Consider the following 16168-nt stretch of genomic DNA (forward strand, 5'->3'; position numbering starts at 1 on the left):
AAACCTCTTGGGTGTTGTATGGTTAAGCCTCACGGGCAATTAGTATCAGTTAGCTCAACGTCTCACAACGCTTACACACCTGACCTATCAACGTCGTAGTCTCCGACGACCCTTTAGGGGACTCAAAGTCCCAGTGAGAACTCATCTCAAAGCCTGCTTCCCGCTTAGATGCTTTCAGCGGTTATCAGTTCCGAACATAGCTACCCGGCAATGCCACTGGCGTGACAACCGGAACACCAGAGGTTCGTCCACTCCGGTCCTCTCGTACTAGGAGCAGCCCTCTTCAATTCTCAAACGCCCACGGCAGATAGGGACCGAACTGTCTCACGACGTTCTAAACCCAGCTCGCGTACCACTTTAAATGGCGAACAGCCATACCCTTGGGACCGACTTCAGCCCCAGGATGTGATGAGCCGACATCGAGGTGCCAAACACCGCCGTCGATATGAACTCTTGGGCGGTATCAGCCTGTTATCCCCGGAGTACCTTTTATCCGTTGAGCGATGGCCCTTCCATACAGAACCACCGGATCACTATGACCTACTTTCGTACCTGCTCGACGTGTCTGTCTCGCAGTTAAGCTGGCTTATGCCATTGCACTAACCGTACGATGTCCGACCGTACTTAGCCAACCTTCGTGCTCCTCCGTTACACTTTGGGAGGAGACCGCCCCAGTCAAACTACCCACCAGACAGTGTCCCCATCCCAGATTATGGGACCAGGTTAGAACATCACGCATACAAGGGTGGTATTTCAAGGATGGCTCCACGAATACTGGCGTACTCGCTTCAAAGCCTCCCACCTATCCTACACATGTAGGAGCAATGTTCACTGTCAAGCTATAGTAAAGGTTCACGGGGTCTTTCCGTCTAGCCGCGGGTATACGGCATCTTAACCGCAAATTCAATTTCACTGAGTCTCGGGTGGAGACAGTGTGGCCATGATTACGCCATTCGTGCAGGTCGGAACTTACCCGACAAGGAATTTCGCTACCTTAGGACCGTTATAGTTACGGCCGCCGTTTACCGGGGCTTCGATCATGAGCTTCGCTTGCGCTAACCCAATCAATTAACCTTCCGGCACCGGGCAGGCGTCACACCGTATACGTCATCTTACGATTTAGCACAGTGCTGTGTTTTTAATAAACAGTTCCAGCCACCTGGTTACTTCGACTGGCCTCAGCTTAGGGAGCAAGTCCCATCACCAGAGCCAGCGTACCTTCTCCCGAAGTTACGGTACTATTTTGCCTAGTTCCTTCACCCGAGTTCTCTCAAGCGCCTTAGTATTCTCTACCTAACCACCTGTGTCGGTTTGGGGTACGGTTCCTTATAATCTGATGCTTAGAAGCTTTTCCTGGAAGTATGGCATCAACAACTTCAATTCCGTAGAATCTCGTCTCGTATCTCAGCCTTAAGGAAATCCGGATTTACCTAAATCTCCAGCCTACATACTTTCACATGGACAACCAACGCCATGCTTGCCTAGCCTGCTCCGTCCCTCCTTCGCAATTATAAGAAGTACAGAAATATTAATCTGTTTCCCATCGACTACACCTTTCGGTCTCGCCTTAGGGGCCGACTTACCCTGCCCTGATTAACATGGGACAGGAAACCTTGGTCTTTCGGCGTGGGGGTTTTTCACCCCCATTATCGTTACTCATGTCAGCATTCGCACTTCTGATACCTCCAGCATGCTTTACAACACACCTTCAACGGCTTACAGAACGCTCCCCTACCACTTAATCCTAAGATTAAATCCGCAGCTTCGGTGCTATGTTTAGCCCCGTTACATCTTCCGCGCAGACCGACTCGACTAGTGAGCTATTACGCTTTCTTTAAAGGATGGCTGCTTCTAAGCCAACCTCCTAGCTGTCTGGGCCTTTCCACATCGTTTCCCACTTAACATAGACTTTGGGACCTTAGCTGGCGGTCTGGGTTGTTTCCCTTTCCACGACGGACGTTAGCACCCGCCGTGTGTCTCCCGGATATCACTCACTGGTATTCGGAGTTTGCAAAGGGTTGGTAAGTCGGGATGACCCCCTAGCCTTAACAGTGCTCTACCCCCAGTGGTGTTCGTCCGAGGCTCTACCTAAATAGATTTCGGGGAGAACCAGCTATCTCCCGGCTTGATTAGCCTTTCACTCCGACCCACAAGTCATCACCGCATTTTTCAACATACGTGTGTTCGGTCCTCCAGTTGATGTTACTCAACCTTCAACCTGCCCATGGGTAGATCGCCGGGTTTCGGGTCTATGCCCTGCAACTAAACGCGCAGTTAACACTCGCTTTCGCTACGGCTCCCCTAATCGGTTAACCTTGCTACAGAACATAAGTCGCTGACCCATTATACAAAAGGTACGCAGTCACCCGAAGGCTTCCACTGCTTGTACGTATGCGGTTTCAGGTTCTATTTCACTCCCCTCACAGGGGTTCTTTTCGCCTTTCCCTCACGGTACTGGTTCACTATCGGTCAGTTAGGAGTATTTAGCCTTGGAGGATGGTCCCCCCATATTCAGACAGAATTTCACGTGTTCCGTCCTACTCGATTTCACGGTAAGGTCATTTTCGTGTACGGGACTATCACCCTGTATCGTCAAGCTTTCCAGCTTATTCCACTAATTCACAAACCGCTTAAGGGCTAATTCCCGTTCGCTCGCCGCTACTAAGGAAATCTCGGTTGATTTCTTTTCCTCGGGGTACTTAGATGTTTCAGTTCTCCCGGTTCGCCTCGTTAAGCTATGTATTCACTTAACGATACCCGCCTTATGACGGGTGGGTTTCCCCATTCGGAAATCTGTGCCTATAACGCCTTTTATCGGCTCAACACAGCTTATCGCAGATTAACACGTCCTTCATCGCCTCTAACTGCCAAGGCATCCACCACATACGCTTAGTCACTTAACCATACAACCCCAAAAAGTCTTGCTTGTCTTTTGCGTTATTAGCTGCGTTACGCTTGATGTTCGTTGGTCATTACCCGAAGGTAACTCCCTGCCTCACATCATCGCAAGCCTTGCTACTAAAGCAAAATCTGTACAATACAGTTGCTGAGTAATTTGGTGACAAAACCAAATTCAAATGTATGTCTGACATTTTCACGCATTCATTAAGAATGTTCCAAACAAGGATGTTTGGATGTCGAATTGTACACGGATGTACTTAATTCGACCCTTGAGTATTGATTTTTTTAAAAATCATGAAGAATTTCTTCTTCGTTGGTATTTATATCTTATGCAACACCGTGCGACACGTTGTTGCCAATACAAACACCGGGTTTAATATCAGCTTTCCAAATTGTTAAAGAGCATCATGCAATCGCATGCGAATGTTATCATTCAATTTGTGTGAACACTCAAAAGACAGTGTTTTACTTAAGGTAAGGAGGTGATCCAACCCCAGGTTCCCCTAGGGTTACCTTGTTACGACTTCACCCCAGTCATGAATCACAAAGTGGTAACCGTCCTCCCGAAGGTTAAACTAGCTACTTCTTTTGCAACCCACTCCCATGGTGTGACGGGCGGTGTGTACAAGGCCCGGGAACGTATTCACCGCGGCATTCTGATCCACGATTACTAGCGATTCCGACTTCATGGAGTCGAGTTGCAGACTCCAATCCGGACTACGACGGACTTTATGGGATTCGCTCCACCTCGCGGTCTCGCTGCCCTTTGTATCCGCCATTGTAGCACGTGTGTAGCCCATCCCGTAAGGGCCATGATGACTTGACGTCGTCCCCACCTTCCTCCGGTTTATCACCGGCAGTCTCCTTAGAGTTCCCGCCCGAAGCGCTGGCAAATAAGGATAGGGGTTGCGCTCGTTGCGGGACTTAACCCAACATTTCACAACACGAGCTGACGACAGCCATGCAGCACCTGTCTCAGAGTTCCCGAAGGCACCAAACTATCTCTAGTAAGTTCTCTGGATGTCAAGGGATGGTAAGGTTCTTCGCGTTGCATCGAATTAAACCACATGCTCCACCGCTTGTGCGGGCCCCCGTCAATTCATTTGAGTTTTAACCTTGCGGCCGTACTCCCCAGGCGGTCAACTTAGCGCGTTAGCTACGCTACCCACGAATCAAGTTCACAGACAGCTAGTTGACATCGTTTACGGCGTGGACTACCAGGGTATCTAATCCTGTTTGCTCCCCACGCTTTCGTGTCTCAGCGTCAGTATTTGTCCAGGTGGCCGCCTTCGCCACTGATGTTCCTTCCAATCTCTACGCATTTCACCGCTACACTGGAAATTCCACCACCCTCTACAATACTCTAGACAGCCAGTTCGAAATGCAGTTCCAAGGTTGAGCCCTGGGCTTTCACATCTCGCTTAACAATCCGCCTACACACGCTTTACGCCCAGTAATTCCGATTAACGCTCGCACCCTCCGTATTACCGCGGCTGCTGGCACGGAGTTAGCCGGTGCTTCTTCTGCGAGTAACGTCACAGCTAGCAGGTATTAACTACTAACCTTTCCTCCTCGCTGAAAGTGCTTTACAACCCGAAGGCCTTCTTCACACACGCGGCATGGCTGCATCAGGGTTTCCCCCATTGTGCAATATTCCCCACTGCTGCCTCCCGTAGGAGTCTGGGCCGTGTCTCAGTCCCAGTGTGGCTGATCATCCTCTCAAACCAGCTAGAGATCGTCGCCATGGTAGGCCATTACCCCACCATCTAGCTAATCTCACTTGGGCTAATCTAAAGGCGAAAGGTCCGAAGAGCCCCTCCTTTGGTCCGTAGACATTATGCGGTATTAGCAGTCGTTTCCAACTGTTGTCCCCCACCTTAAGGCATATTCCCAAGCATTACTCACCCGTCCGCCGCTCGACGCCTTCTAGTAAACTAGAATCGTTTCCGCTCGACTTGCATGTGTTAAGCCTGCCGCCAGCGTTCAATCTGAGCCATGATCAAACTCTTCAATTAAAAATTTAATCTACTCAATGAATTCTGTTGCATTTGACATATGTCGTTTGCATGAACCTCATTAAGATTTTGAATAGTGGTAAAACTACATATCTTATGAATGCTCACACAAATTGCATGATAACTATTTGTTAAAGATCAGTACAAGGATGTACCGACATCGAAACGGTTCATGGATGAACGTTTTGTTTCGATGCGAGATTAGACGCACTCGCTAACCTTGTTCGTGTCGCTGCAGGCCTTGCCCGAAGCGAGATGCGCATTTTACGCATCTGAGTTTTGATGTCAACTGCTTTTTGAAAGTTTTTTGAAAAACATTTTTAAGCGTTTTGTTGACCGCTAAGCTCGATATTCTCTGACTTAACTTATCAAAACCGACCTTATCTCAATTTGACTCGGTCTAGTAGGCATTCCCTACTGTTGCCTTCGTTGGTCTGCGCCGCTGAAGATGGTGTGCATTGTAGGGATTTTTGTGATCGGGTCAACCGCTTTATGTCGATTTTTACACTTAATCACAAAGCCGGTTAAATTATAGTCAGAAACCGCTACAATTGCGCAATAAATGAACGCACAGACTCAATGTTTAGTATGTCGGTTTCCTGTTCACTTACGTCTTGCTGTTGGTAACGACTGCTCACTAACACTTTCTTACCGACACCGGCGCGATTTGCCGCTTGCATATCTGACAGTTTATCACCGATGAAAATACTCGCAGATAGATCAATGTGGTGTTCTTTTGCCGCTTGTAAAATCATGCCCGGTTCAGGTTTTCGACATTGACAGTGCTGTTTATAGTCGGCAACACCCTTTTGTGGATGATGGGGGCAGTAATAAACCTGTTCAATAGATACGCCTCGTTGCTTGAATTGGCTGATCATCCAGTCACTGAGTTGCAAAAACTGCTCCTCACTGTACATACCTCGACCAATACCAGACTGGTTGGTGATCACATAAATGTGATAGTCGAGTTTGTTGGCTTTAGCACAAAGTTCAAAAATACCATCGACAAATTCAAAGTCTTCACTTTTATATACGTAGCCATGATCAATATTGATGATCCCATCGCGGTCTAAAAACAACGCTTTGCTCATGTGTTATTTACCCTAATGATATAAAAAGATATGTACGTGATAACTGTCGATAGCATCAAGCGACATTATCGCACAGCATGTCTATGAGCTGATAAAAATAAACACAAAGTGTCGTAACCGCTGACGCTTTGTGTTTATTGTGCTCACTCGGCTGCTAAAATCGCGTCTTCGCAACACATGCCCAGTAAAATAGGCACAATACAATGACGCAACTGCAAATGATGACTACATGGCCAAGCCACCATCGATTTCAATCACTCGACCTGTGAAAAAGTCATTCTCAAAAATATATTTGGCTGTATGAGCTATCTCTTCTGGTGTACCCAAACGTCCCACAGGCTTCATTTTCTCTAAGCGCTCTCGCATTTCGGGCTTCATCGCATCGGTCATGGCCGTACGAATCACACCTGGCGCTATGGCACCGACTCGAATTCCGTAACGTCCCAACTCTCGGGCCCAAGTCACAGTCATTGCGACAACGCCGGCTTTTGACGCTGAGTAATTGGTTTGCCCCATATTACCTTGTCGAGCAACTGATGACATGTTAATAATCACACCTTGGCGCTTGTATTTGATCATTTGCAGTGCCGCTTCACGGCCGCACAAAAATACGCCGGTTAAGTTGACGTCAATAACCGACTGAAATTGCTCTAGCGACATTTTACTCACTACGTCACCGTCTTTGGCTTTTAGTAACAGTCCGTCTCGCAAGATACCGGCATTATTTATTAATCCATCGATGCCGTTAAAGTCTTCAGCTATCTGTGAAAACGTTGATTCAACACTCGTTTCGTTACTGACATCCGCATTGTAGGTTTTGGCATTTGCATCCAGCGCTACTACTTGATCAAGGGTGACTTGTAACGCATCGTTACCTAAGTCAACCAGTGCCAACTTGGCACCTTGTTTCGCAAGCTGTAATGCCATAGCACGCCCTAAACCACCACCGGCTCCGGTGATAACGATGACTTTGTCTTTAATGTCCATTCGTTGTTTACCTATTATTTTTTGTTTTGGTGATCAAACATCTTAAAAATGCTCGAAAAGTCGCTGGTGCCATACCCCTGTGCCGCGTGCAACGAAAAAAGGCTGCGCGCTAGCGCCCCCATCGGCGTTGCTGATTGGCTGTCAATGGCTGTATCAAGAGCCAGACCTAGGTCTTTGGTCATTAAGTCGACCATAAAGCCACCGCTGTAGTTATTACTTGACGGTACGTTATCGAGTACTCCTGGGCACGGGTTGTACCGCTCTAATGTCCAGTTTTTGCCCGAACTTTGGAGCATGATATCAGATAGCGTTTTCGCGTCTAGTCCGTTACTTATTCCCAACTGTAGGGCTTCCGATGTACCCGCCATCAGGATGCCGAGCAGCATATTATTACACACTTTTGCGATTTGTCCGGCGCCATGTGCTCCCGCGTGAAAGATATTTTTCCCCATGTCTGTAAGCAGTGGTTGTGCGCGCTCGAAATCCGCTTTATCACCACCGACCATAAACGACAATGTACCGGCTACAGCACCAGCCACACCACCAGATACGGGTGCATCTACAAACTGTACATCTTTTGCAGCTAGCGCATTAGCTACCTTTAACACCGTTGGCTTATCAATGGTCGACGAGTCAATAACCAACGTATTTGGCTTGATGCTATCGATCAGCCCTTGCTCGCCCAAATACAGCGACTCTACGTGTTTTCCCGCAGGTAACATAGACACAATCACATCAGCGTGCTTGGCCAAGTCAGCCACACTCTCTGCGGTGGTTGCTCCTTGCTTGACAAGATCTGCTATTGCCTCTTTATTTAAGTCAAACACCATAACGCTGTGTCCGGCATTGACCAAATTAGCCGCCATAGGGCCACCCATATTACCTAAGCCAAAAAAGCTTACATTTGCCATGTTAACTTCCCCTTCATCATTGTTCTGTATATTGCCAAACGATTTGGCGACTATTGTTCCAGCTGTTGTAGTGGGTGAGCACCTTGCTCATAATCGTTGTCAAAGAACCAGTCAACAACGGTCTCATCGACACTCGCCACATCTGGGTAGCGCCAATGTGGTTGGTTGTCTTTTTCAATCAACAGCGCGCGTACGCCCTCTTTAAACTCGCCAAATTGAGCGCATTTTTTCGATATAACCAACTCCATCTGAAAGCATTCTGCTAGGTTCATCTGTTGACCTTTGAGCCATTGATGATAAGTAATAACAGCACTGAGTGGGCTACCGTGAGCAAGGGAATTTTGCGCTTTGTTAAACCACTTATCGTCAATTTGTTCGTTGACAATATTATCGACGATAACCTTTAAGTCCTCACCGCTCATTACTTTGTCTATTAACGACTGATGAGCTGCAACAACACTCGGCGGTGCTAGCTCTTGTGACAGCTTAGCGAGTTTAGATAACTCGGTTTCAAGCTGCTGCTTTTGCGTGCTCAAATCACCTGACCAGGAAATTTTACTGAGATTATCAAGTAGCGTTTGTTGCTGTTGATGGCCAATAAAGTAATCAGCTAAATTCACATACATTGCATCGGTTGCATTAATTGATGCCCCTGTTAGCCCCAAAAACAAACCGGTTCTATTAGGCATATTATTGAGAAAGTAACTGCCGCCGACATCGGGATATAAACCAATACTAATTTCAGGCATGGCAATGCGGGTATTCTCGGTCACAATTCTATGACTCGCGCCGGCCATCAACCCCAAGCCGCCGCCCATAACAATGCCATTACCCCAAACAACAATCGGCTTTGGGTAATTGTGAATGAGGAAATCCAATTTGTACTCGTCACAGAAAAATTGCTCGACTTGTGGCGCTTCTTTGCCCCCTTCGGCGGGCATGTTATTGTATAAATGAACAATGTCGCCACCTGCGCAAAACGCCTTATCGCCACTTCCTTGCACAAACACAGCAACCACCTCAGGCTGGCTTTGCCACAGCTCTAATTGAGGCGTTATTTGTTGTACCATTGCATGGCTCAACGCATTTAACGACTTCGGTGCATTTAGGGTGATCACCGCTATTTTTTTATCATTAAGACAATCAATTTGGTCAAATAATACGACGTCTGACATATTAACCCTTATTGTTATATTTTTTATTTAAGTTGTCCTGCGCTAAAGCAACTGTGCTGCACTTTGAGCAAGTAAACGGCGAGCGATAATAACGCGCATGATCTCGTTGGTACCTTCAAGAATCTGATGCACGCGAACGTCGCGAAAATGGCGCTCTAGTGGATATTCTTTGATGTACCCGTAACCGCCGTGAATTTGCAAGGCCGCATCGCACACCGCAAAACCGACATCGGTGGCAAACTGTTTAGCCATCGCACAATAGGCAGTTGTTTCGCTGTGCTGTTGATCCAACTTAAATGCAGCTAAACGCACCATTTGTCGCGCCGCCACCAGCTGGGTTGCCATATCCGCTAATTTAAATTGTAACCCTTGAAACGCAGCAATAGGTTTACCAAATTGCTGACGCTCTTGCATGTACGCTTTGGCGGTATTTAACGCCTGTTGCGCCGTACCTATAGAGCAGGTGGCGATGTTAATGCGACCGCCATCTAGACCTTTCATCGCTATTTTAAAGCCTTGCCCTTCTTCGCCGAGTAAATTCTCTGTCGGAACGCGCACACTGTCAAAGGTAATAAGCCGCGTAGGCTGTGCATTCCAACCGAGCTTTTCTTCAGCCTTGCCATAAATTACTCCGTCAGCGTCAGCAGGAACAACGATTGCAGAGATACCATCAGCGCCTGGGCCGCCCGTACGAGCCATCACCACCAGAACATCGGTTTCACCGGCACCGGAAATAAACATTTTCGAGCCGTTGATAACATAATAATCGCCATCCTTTTTGGCACTTGTTGCTAACGATGCCGCATCAGAGCCAGCACCCGGTTCCGTAAGGCAATATGACGCCAATTTTTGGCCGCTCACTAGGTCGCTGCACCATTGTTTTTTAATTGTGTCGCTTCCCCAAGTGGCCATCATCCACGTTGCCATATTGTGAATGGTTAACATCGCCGTTGTTGTCGTACAGCCCATCGCCAATTGCTCAAAAATAATCGACGAATCCAAACGAGATAGACCTAATCCGCCGACGCTTTCAGGACTGTATAAGCCACAGAAACCAAGCTCCCCAGCTTTGCCGATAACATCGCGCGGAAATATGTGTTCGGCGTCCCAACGCGCGGCATTTGGTGCCATCTCTGCTTGTGCAAACTGCGACGCCATATCAGCAAACATTTGCTGATCTTCGTTTAAATCAAAATTCATTAGCTTTTGTCCTTCCCCATAAGGTCATGTCGCCAAACCTGATTAACGCAAAACAGCGATGTGCTTGTTCACATCGCTACTCACGTTGCGTTATAGCATTTCTATGGCAAGTGCTGTCGCTTCACCACCGCCAATACACAAGCTTGCAACACCTTTATGTAAGCCTTTGTTTTTCAGTGCGTGAATCAGGGTAACGATAATACGCGCACCGCTTGCACCAATTGGATGACCTAGCGCACAAGCGCCACCATTGACGTTAACTTTGTTGTGATCTAAGCCCAATTCTTTAATCGCCAACATGGTCACCATGGCGAAGGCTTCGTTGATTTCAAATAAATCTACGTCGTCCTTTTGCCACATCACTTTATTGAGTAACTTTTGCATAGCCCCAACAGGTGCAACGGTAAAATCTTCCGGTTGTTGGGCATGTGTCGCATGACCTACAACTTTACACAGAGGCGTTAAACCGCGTTTATTGGCCTCAGATAAACGCATCATCACTAACGCAGCCGCACCATCTGAGATCGAGCTAGAGTTTGCTGCGGTTATAGTACCGTCGCGTTTGAACGCAGCGCGCAAGGTTGGTATCTTATCTGGTCTGGCGTTGCCGGGTTGTTCATCGGTATCGACCACCACTTCGCCTTTGCGAGTTTTTACGCTAACCGGCGTCACTTCATTGTTGAAAGCGCCTGACTCGATCGCCGCATTGGCTCGAGACAATGACGTTAGAGCAAAATCATCCATTTGCTCTCGACTGAATTCAACGTCATCAGCGGTATTTTGCGCAAAGCACCCCATGGCAATACCGTCGTAGGCATTTTCCAGACCGTCAAACATCATGTGATCTTTGATTTCACCGTGGCCCATGCGCATACCTTGTCGTGCTTTTGGCAATATATACGGCGCATTACTCATGCTTTCCATGCCACCGGCAACCGCAACGTCGATGCTCCCAGCAGCGAGCGAGTCGTAGGCAAACATCGCAGCCTTCATACCTGAACCGCAAACTTTATTAATGGTCGTACACACCGTTGATAACGCTAAGTCCGCACCAAGCGCAGCCTGCCTAGCGGGGGCTTGCTTAAGCCCCGCTGGTAATACACAGCCCATGATCACTTCATCAACTTGATCATTGCCAATCGCAGCCTGTTCTGTGGCCGCTTTAATCGCAGCACTGCCAAGTTCGGTAGCAGTGATTGAACTCAAACCACCCATAAAGCCACCCATGGGCGTGCGCATCGCACTTACAATTACAATTGGATCATTTAAAACCATAAGTTTTCCTACTCTTTGTGTTAACTATCATTGCAGATAACCAACAAACGTTACTTTTACTATTGCTATTGCGTTTTGTTGATTCTGTGGTTGTGTCGCAATGATTAAAATTACTCATAATGCTAGCCTACCGCAAAAGCTACGTTTACGCCAACGTAAAGCAAAAATAGTCGTAAAAAGTGTACAGTTTGATTGCCAACAACACGGAAACAAACCTTAAAAAGAAACACAAAAGCGATAAAAAACAAAGCATTAAACATTAAATATGGTCATTTTACATAGTGAAAGCTCTACCATCGACTCGATAAACCAACGATGAACAACTTTACCTTTACGTCAACTTACACTAAAGTAAAGGCACTATAGGTATTAGGCAGTTGTGTTTTACTGCCCAGACAATTCGGATAACTCATGGAAAAACAGCAATTTACAATTAGCGATCTTGCAAAAGAGTTTGATATCACGACACGAAGCATTCGATTTTACGAAGCGCAAGGGCTTATTACTCCGCTGCGCAAGGGGCAAACTCGCATTTACAATCGACGCGATCGGGTGCGCTTAAAGCTTATCCTGCGCGGTAAGCGTTTGGGCTTTTCATTAGCGGAAACCGGTCGTTTATTCGAGTTGTACGATACCGACAAAACAAGTGCAACTCAGCTCGACATGATCATGGATTTAATCGCTGACAAACGAGCTGCGCTACATCAGCAATTACAAGACATAAAAGTGGTGTTAACCGAGTTAGCCACATTAGAACAACGCTGTGCCGATGCTCGCAATGAGTTGAGCATAAAACAACACAGTGACCAATAAGTATTATTACGACAAAAACAAAAATTTTACAGCAAGGGTAAGACTATGATCTCTCGTTTTTCTTCTTTAAATTTCAATCTTGGTGAAACGGTCGATATGATCCGTGAACAAGTCAATGCGTTTGCCCGTGACGAAATTGCGCCACGTGCAGCGCAAATCGACATCGACAATGAATTTCCACACGATTTGTGGAGAAAGTTTGGTGATATGGGTCTACTCGGTTTAACTGTTCACGAGCAATACGGCGGTAGTAGCCTTGGGTATATTGAACATGTTATTGCCATGGAAGAGATATCGCGCGCCTCAGCATCGGTTGGTTTGAGCTACGGTGCTCACTCAAACTTGTGTGTAAATCAGATAAACCGCAATGGCACACACGAGCAAAAACTAAAATACCTGCCTAAGCTGTGTTCTGGTGAGCACATCGGCGCACTGGCGATGAGTGAGCCAAATGCTGGTTCTGACGTTGTCAGCATGAAAATTAAAGCGGAAAAACAAGGTGATGAATATATTTTAAACGGCAATAAAATGTGGATCACCAATGGTCCTGATGCCAATGTGTATGTGGTTTATGCCAAAACCGATATTCACGCCGGTTCTAAAGGTATTACCGCATTCATTATTGAACGCGACGCCCCCGGATTTTCTCGCCATCAAAAGCTCGACAAGCTCGGAATGCGTGGTTCAAACACCTGTGAGTTAGTATTCGAAAACTGTCGCGTTCCCGCTGAAAACGTACTAGGTGAAGTTGGTGCTGGCGTTCGTGTGTTGATGAGTGGCTTAGATTACGAACGCGTGGTTTTATCAGGCGGTCCTTTAGGCATCATGCAAGCGGCTATGGATGTCGTTGTTCCGTATATTCACGACCGTCAACAGTTCGGTCAATCAATTGGCGAGTTTCAATTAATTCAGGGCAAGATCGCCGATATGTACACGCAAATGAATGCGGCTCGCAGCTACGTATACGCGGTCGCGCAAGCTTGTGATCGCGGCGAAACCACGCGCAAAGATGCCGCAGGGGCAATATTATATGCCGCTGAGCTGGCTACTAAAATGGCGCTTGATGCGATTCAGATCCTCGGTGGTAACGGTTATATCAACGAATTTCCTACTGGCCGTTTGCTTCGCGATGCAAAATTATACGAAATCGGTGCCGGTACGTCAGAAATTCGACGCATGCTTATCGGTCGTGAATTATTCAACGAATCCAAGTAATCACCTATCCGCGTCAAGATGCTTTGGTGCGGATAACTATGTAACGGTTTCAAACCGGATAAACGAATCTATTGCAAAGGGGTTTGCTAGCCACAAAGGCGCAATCCCTTTGGTGTACCGAGAGGATATCTTGTGGCAGTAATAAACAGTAAAATAAATACGCGCAGCCAAGAATTCAACGACAATACCGAGCACATGCAAGCCCTGGTCGATGATTTAAATCAACTGGTTGAAACAATTAAGCTTGGCGGTGGTGAGCGCTCAAGAGAACGGCACTTGTCTAGGGGTAAACTACTACCTCGCGATAGGGTTTACCACCTGCTTGATCCGGGTTCACCTTTTTTGGAGTTGTCACAACTTGCCGCGCATCAAGTCTACGACGACAACGTCCCCTGTGCCGGTCTTATCACCGGTATAGGTCGAGTAAGTGGGCAAGAGTGTATGATTATCGCCAATGACGCCACCGTCAAAGGTGGCACATATTATCCGCTTACCGTGAAAAAACACCTCAGGGCACAAACCATTGCTGAACAAAACAACTTGCCGTGTATTTCGCTGGTTGACTCAGGTGGTGCAAACTTGCCAAATCAAGACGACGTATTCCCCGATCGCGAACACTTCGGTCGTATTTTCTTTAATCAAGCCAATATGTCGGCTGCCAATATTCCTCAGATTGCCGCGGTTATGGGCTCTTGTACGGCTGGCGGTGCTTACGTTCCGGCCATGGCCGATGAGTCAATTATCGTCAAACAGCAAGGAACAATATTCCTAGCCGGACCACCGCTTGTCAAAGCGGCAACAGGCGAGGAAGTCAGTGCGGAAGATCTAGGTGGCGCCGATGTCCATTGTCGCACATCGGGTGTCGCCGATCACTACGCGCAAAACGATCATCACGCATTGCAGTTGGCTCGCGCAAGCGTTGCTAATTTAAATCGGTTAAAGCCACAACAGTTACAATGCAAAGACGCTATCGACCCCAAATACGATAGCCGTGAGTTATACGGCATCATTCCCAAAGATTCTCGCCAACCATACGATGTACGCGAAGTGATCGCGCGCATTGTCGACGGCAGCGAATTTGATGAGTTTAAAGCGCTATTTGGTACCACACTGGTGTGTGGTTTCGCCCATATTTTTGGTTACCCTGTCGGTATCGTTGCCAACAACGGTATTCTGTTTGGCGAAAGCGCACAAAAAGGCGCTCATTTTATTGAACTGTGTGCACAGCGAAAGATCCCCCTTCTGTTCTTGCAAAACATCACCGGCTTTATGGTGGGTAAGCAATATGAATCGAGTGGTATCGCCAAGCACGGTGCCAAAATGGTGGCTGCCGTTGCCTGTGCAAAAGTACCGAAGTTTACCGTGTTAATCGGTGGTAGTTTTGGTGCCGGAAATTACGGCATGTGCGGTCGCGCCTACGATCCAAGATTTTTATTTATGTGGCCCAACGCGCGAATTTCGGTCATGGGAGGCGAGCAAGCCGCAGGTGTGTTAGCGCAAGTCAAACGCGATCAAAAACAAAAACAAGGTGACAGCTGGAGTGCTGAGCAGGAACAAGCGTTCAAGCAGCCGATTATTGACGCATATGAACAACAGGGTCACCCGTATTATGCTTCGGCACGGCTGTGGGATGATGGGGTAATTGACCCAGCCCAAACCCGTAACGTACTGGGTTTAGCCATTTCGGCATCGCTTAACAAATCAATTGAAGATACCCAGTTTAGCGTATTTAGAATGTAATAAGGGCAACGCTATGACTCAGATATTAAACGAGATTGCTGCTAGCCAACACTTTGTCGACCTATCCATCGACGAGCGCGGGGTGGCACATATCACCTTAAACAATCCACAAAAACACAATGCCTTTGACGATAGCGTTATTGCTAGATTAACTAGCATTTTCGACTGTATTGAACAATGCGATGACATACGCGTCGTAGTGTTAGCAGCGAATGGCAAGAGCTTCAGCGCTGGTGCCGATTTGATGTGGATGAAACGCATGGCATCTTACAGTCGAGATGAAAACCTCGCCGACGCCAATGCCTTGGCCACCATGCTACAACGCCTCAACTTTTTGAACAAACCAACGATTGCCAAGGTGCAAGGAGCCGCATTTGGTGGTGCAGTGGGGTTGGTCGCCTGTTGTGACGTAGTACTAGCGAGCTCACACGCCAAATTTTGCCTGTCAGAAGTTAAGTTGGGATTAATTCCTGCGACGATCAGCCCTTATGTCATTCAAGCCATGGGCGTTAAGGCAGCGCGCCGCTACTTTCAAACCGCAGAGCGCTTTGATGCCAATAAAGCTCAGCAATTGGGTTTAGTTGATGACGTCTTAGCACCACAACAACTCGATGAAATGACCGACAATATCGTCACAGCGCTACTCGCTAACAGCCCAAAAGCCGTTGCACAAGCCAAGCAATTGGTATTCGATGTGGCCTATCAAACCATTGATAAAGCGCTGATGTCGACAACGAGCGAACGCATCGCCAATATTCGCGTCAGTCCCGAAGGACAAGAAGGTTTGGCTGCTTTTTTTGAGAAGCGCCAACCGAGCTGGATAAACAGCAAACAATAATCGATAC

General features: G+C 47.4%; 10 protein-coding genes and 2 rRNA genes. 4 read left to right on the forward strand and 8 right to left on the reverse strand.

Features of this window, described 5'->3' with window-relative positions:
* Nucleotides 1-18: 18 nt before the first annotated feature.
* The 8 genes from ACAY30_RS10210 to ACAY30_RS10245 all read right to left on the reverse strand — a co-directional run bounded on the left by ACAY30_RS10210 (nucleotide 19) and on the right by ACAY30_RS10245 (nucleotide 11555).
* Nucleotides 19-2903 (reverse strand): 23S ribosomal RNA (locus ACAY30_RS10210).
* Nucleotides 2904-3376: 473 nt separating this feature from the next.
* Nucleotides 3377-4916 (reverse strand): 16S ribosomal RNA (locus ACAY30_RS10215).
* Together the 16S and 23S rRNA genes form the textbook arrangement of a ribosomal RNA operon.
* Before the next feature lie 545 nt (nucleotides 4917-5461).
* On the reverse strand, nucleotides 5462-6007 hold the full coding sequence (gmhB, locus tag ACAY30_RS10220) for a D-glycero-beta-D-manno-heptose 1,7-bisphosphate 7-phosphatase (protein ID WP_290252121.1): 546 nt from the start codon (nucleotides 6005-6007) through the stop codon (nucleotides 5462-5464).
* A 225-nt stretch (nucleotides 6008-6232) separates the two neighbouring features.
* Nucleotides 6233-6994: an SDR family oxidoreductase gene (locus ACAY30_RS10225; protein ID WP_290252120.1), complete on the reverse strand. Its 762-nt coding sequence runs from the start codon at nucleotides 6992-6994 to the stop codon at nucleotides 6233-6235.
* 14 nt (nucleotides 6995-7008) lie between these two features.
* Nucleotides 7009-7905, reverse strand: coding sequence for a 3-hydroxyisobutyrate dehydrogenase (gene mmsB / locus ACAY30_RS10230; RefSeq protein WP_371189883.1), 897 nt, complete (start codon nucleotides 7903-7905; stop codon nucleotides 7009-7011).
* 50 nt (nucleotides 7906-7955) lie between these two features.
* Entirely contained in the window at nucleotides 7956-9080 is a 1125-nt protein-coding gene (locus ACAY30_RS10235; RefSeq protein WP_290252119.1) for an enoyl-CoA hydratase/isomerase family protein, read from the reverse strand.
* Nucleotides 9081-9122: 42 nt separating this feature from the next.
* Nucleotides 9123-10280, reverse strand: a complete 1158-nt coding sequence (locus tag ACAY30_RS10240; protein WP_290252118.1) for an acyl-CoA dehydrogenase family protein — start codon at nucleotides 10278-10280, stop codon at nucleotides 9123-9125.
* Nucleotides 10281-10370: 90 nt separating this feature from the next.
* On the reverse strand, nucleotides 10371-11555 hold the full coding sequence (locus tag ACAY30_RS10245) for an acetyl-CoA C-acyltransferase (RefSeq protein WP_290252117.1): 1185 nt from the start codon (nucleotides 11553-11555) through the stop codon (nucleotides 10371-10373).
* A gap of 411 nt (nucleotides 11556-11966) precedes the next feature.
* Here ACAY30_RS10245 and ACAY30_RS10250 point away from each other — a divergent pair, with 411 nt between their 5' ends.
* The 4 genes from ACAY30_RS10250 to ACAY30_RS10265 all read left to right on the forward strand — a co-directional run bounded on the left by ACAY30_RS10250 (nucleotide 11967) and on the right by ACAY30_RS10265 (nucleotide 16161).
* Nucleotides 11967-12368: a MerR family DNA-binding transcriptional regulator gene (locus ACAY30_RS10250; RefSeq protein WP_290252116.1), complete on the forward strand. Its 402-nt coding sequence runs from the start codon at nucleotides 11967-11969 to the stop codon at nucleotides 12366-12368.
* 45 nt (nucleotides 12369-12413) lie between these two features.
* Entirely contained in the window at nucleotides 12414-13583 is a 1170-nt protein-coding gene (locus ACAY30_RS10255) for an isovaleryl-CoA dehydrogenase (RefSeq protein WP_290252115.1), read from the forward strand.
* Nucleotides 13584-13715: 132 nt separating this feature from the next.
* Nucleotides 13716-15323, forward strand: a complete 1608-nt coding sequence (locus tag ACAY30_RS10260) for a carboxyl transferase domain-containing protein (RefSeq protein WP_290252114.1) — start codon at nucleotides 13716-13718, stop codon at nucleotides 15321-15323.
* A 13-nt stretch (nucleotides 15324-15336) separates the two neighbouring features.
* Nucleotides 15337-16161 carry an enoyl-CoA hydratase/isomerase family protein gene (locus tag ACAY30_RS10265; RefSeq protein WP_290252113.1) on the forward strand — a complete coding sequence of 275 codons (825 nt, stop codon included), beginning with the start codon at nucleotides 15337-15339 and terminating at the stop codon, nucleotides 16159-16161.
* Nucleotides 16162-16168: the final 7 nt, after the last annotated feature.

It is taken from the genome of Thalassotalea ponticola, assembly GCF_041379045.1.
GTDB classification, from domain to species: Bacteria; Pseudomonadota; Gammaproteobacteria; order Enterobacterales; family Alteromonadaceae; genus Thalassotalea_A; species Thalassotalea_A ponticola.

Excerpts from the sequence above, each read along its gene's own strand:
- gmhB (WP_290252121.1), bottom strand. The coding sequence starts at position 6,007 with ATGAGCAAAGCGTTGTTTTTAGACCGCGATGGGATCATCAATATTGAT.
- ACAY30_RS10225 (WP_290252120.1), bottom strand. The coding sequence starts at position 6,994 with ATGGACATTAAAGACAAAGTCATCGTTATCACCGGAGCCGGTGGTGGT.
- mmsB (WP_371189883.1), bottom strand. The coding sequence starts at position 7,905 with ATGGCAAATGTAAGCTTTTTTGGCTTAGGTAATATGGGTGGCCCTATG.
- ACAY30_RS10235 (WP_290252119.1), bottom strand. The coding sequence starts at position 9,080 with ATGTCAGACGTCGTATTATTTGACCAAATTGATTGTCTTAATGATAAA.
- ACAY30_RS10240 (WP_290252118.1), bottom strand. The coding sequence starts at position 10,280 with ATGAATTTTGATTTAAACGAAGATCAGCAAATGTTTGCTGATATGGCG.
- ACAY30_RS10245 (WP_290252117.1), bottom strand. The coding sequence starts at position 11,555 with ATGGTTTTAAATGATCCAATTGTAATTGTAAGTGCGATGCGCACGCCC.
- ACAY30_RS10250 (WP_290252116.1), top strand. The coding sequence starts at position 11,967 with ATGGAAAAACAGCAATTTACAATTAGCGATCTTGCAAAAGAGTTTGAT.
- ACAY30_RS10255 (WP_290252115.1), top strand. The coding sequence starts at position 12,414 with ATGATCTCTCGTTTTTCTTCTTTAAATTTCAATCTTGGTGAAACGGTC.
- ACAY30_RS10265 (WP_290252113.1), top strand. The coding sequence starts at position 15,337 with ATGACTCAGATATTAAACGAGATTGCTGCTAGCCAACACTTTGTCGAC.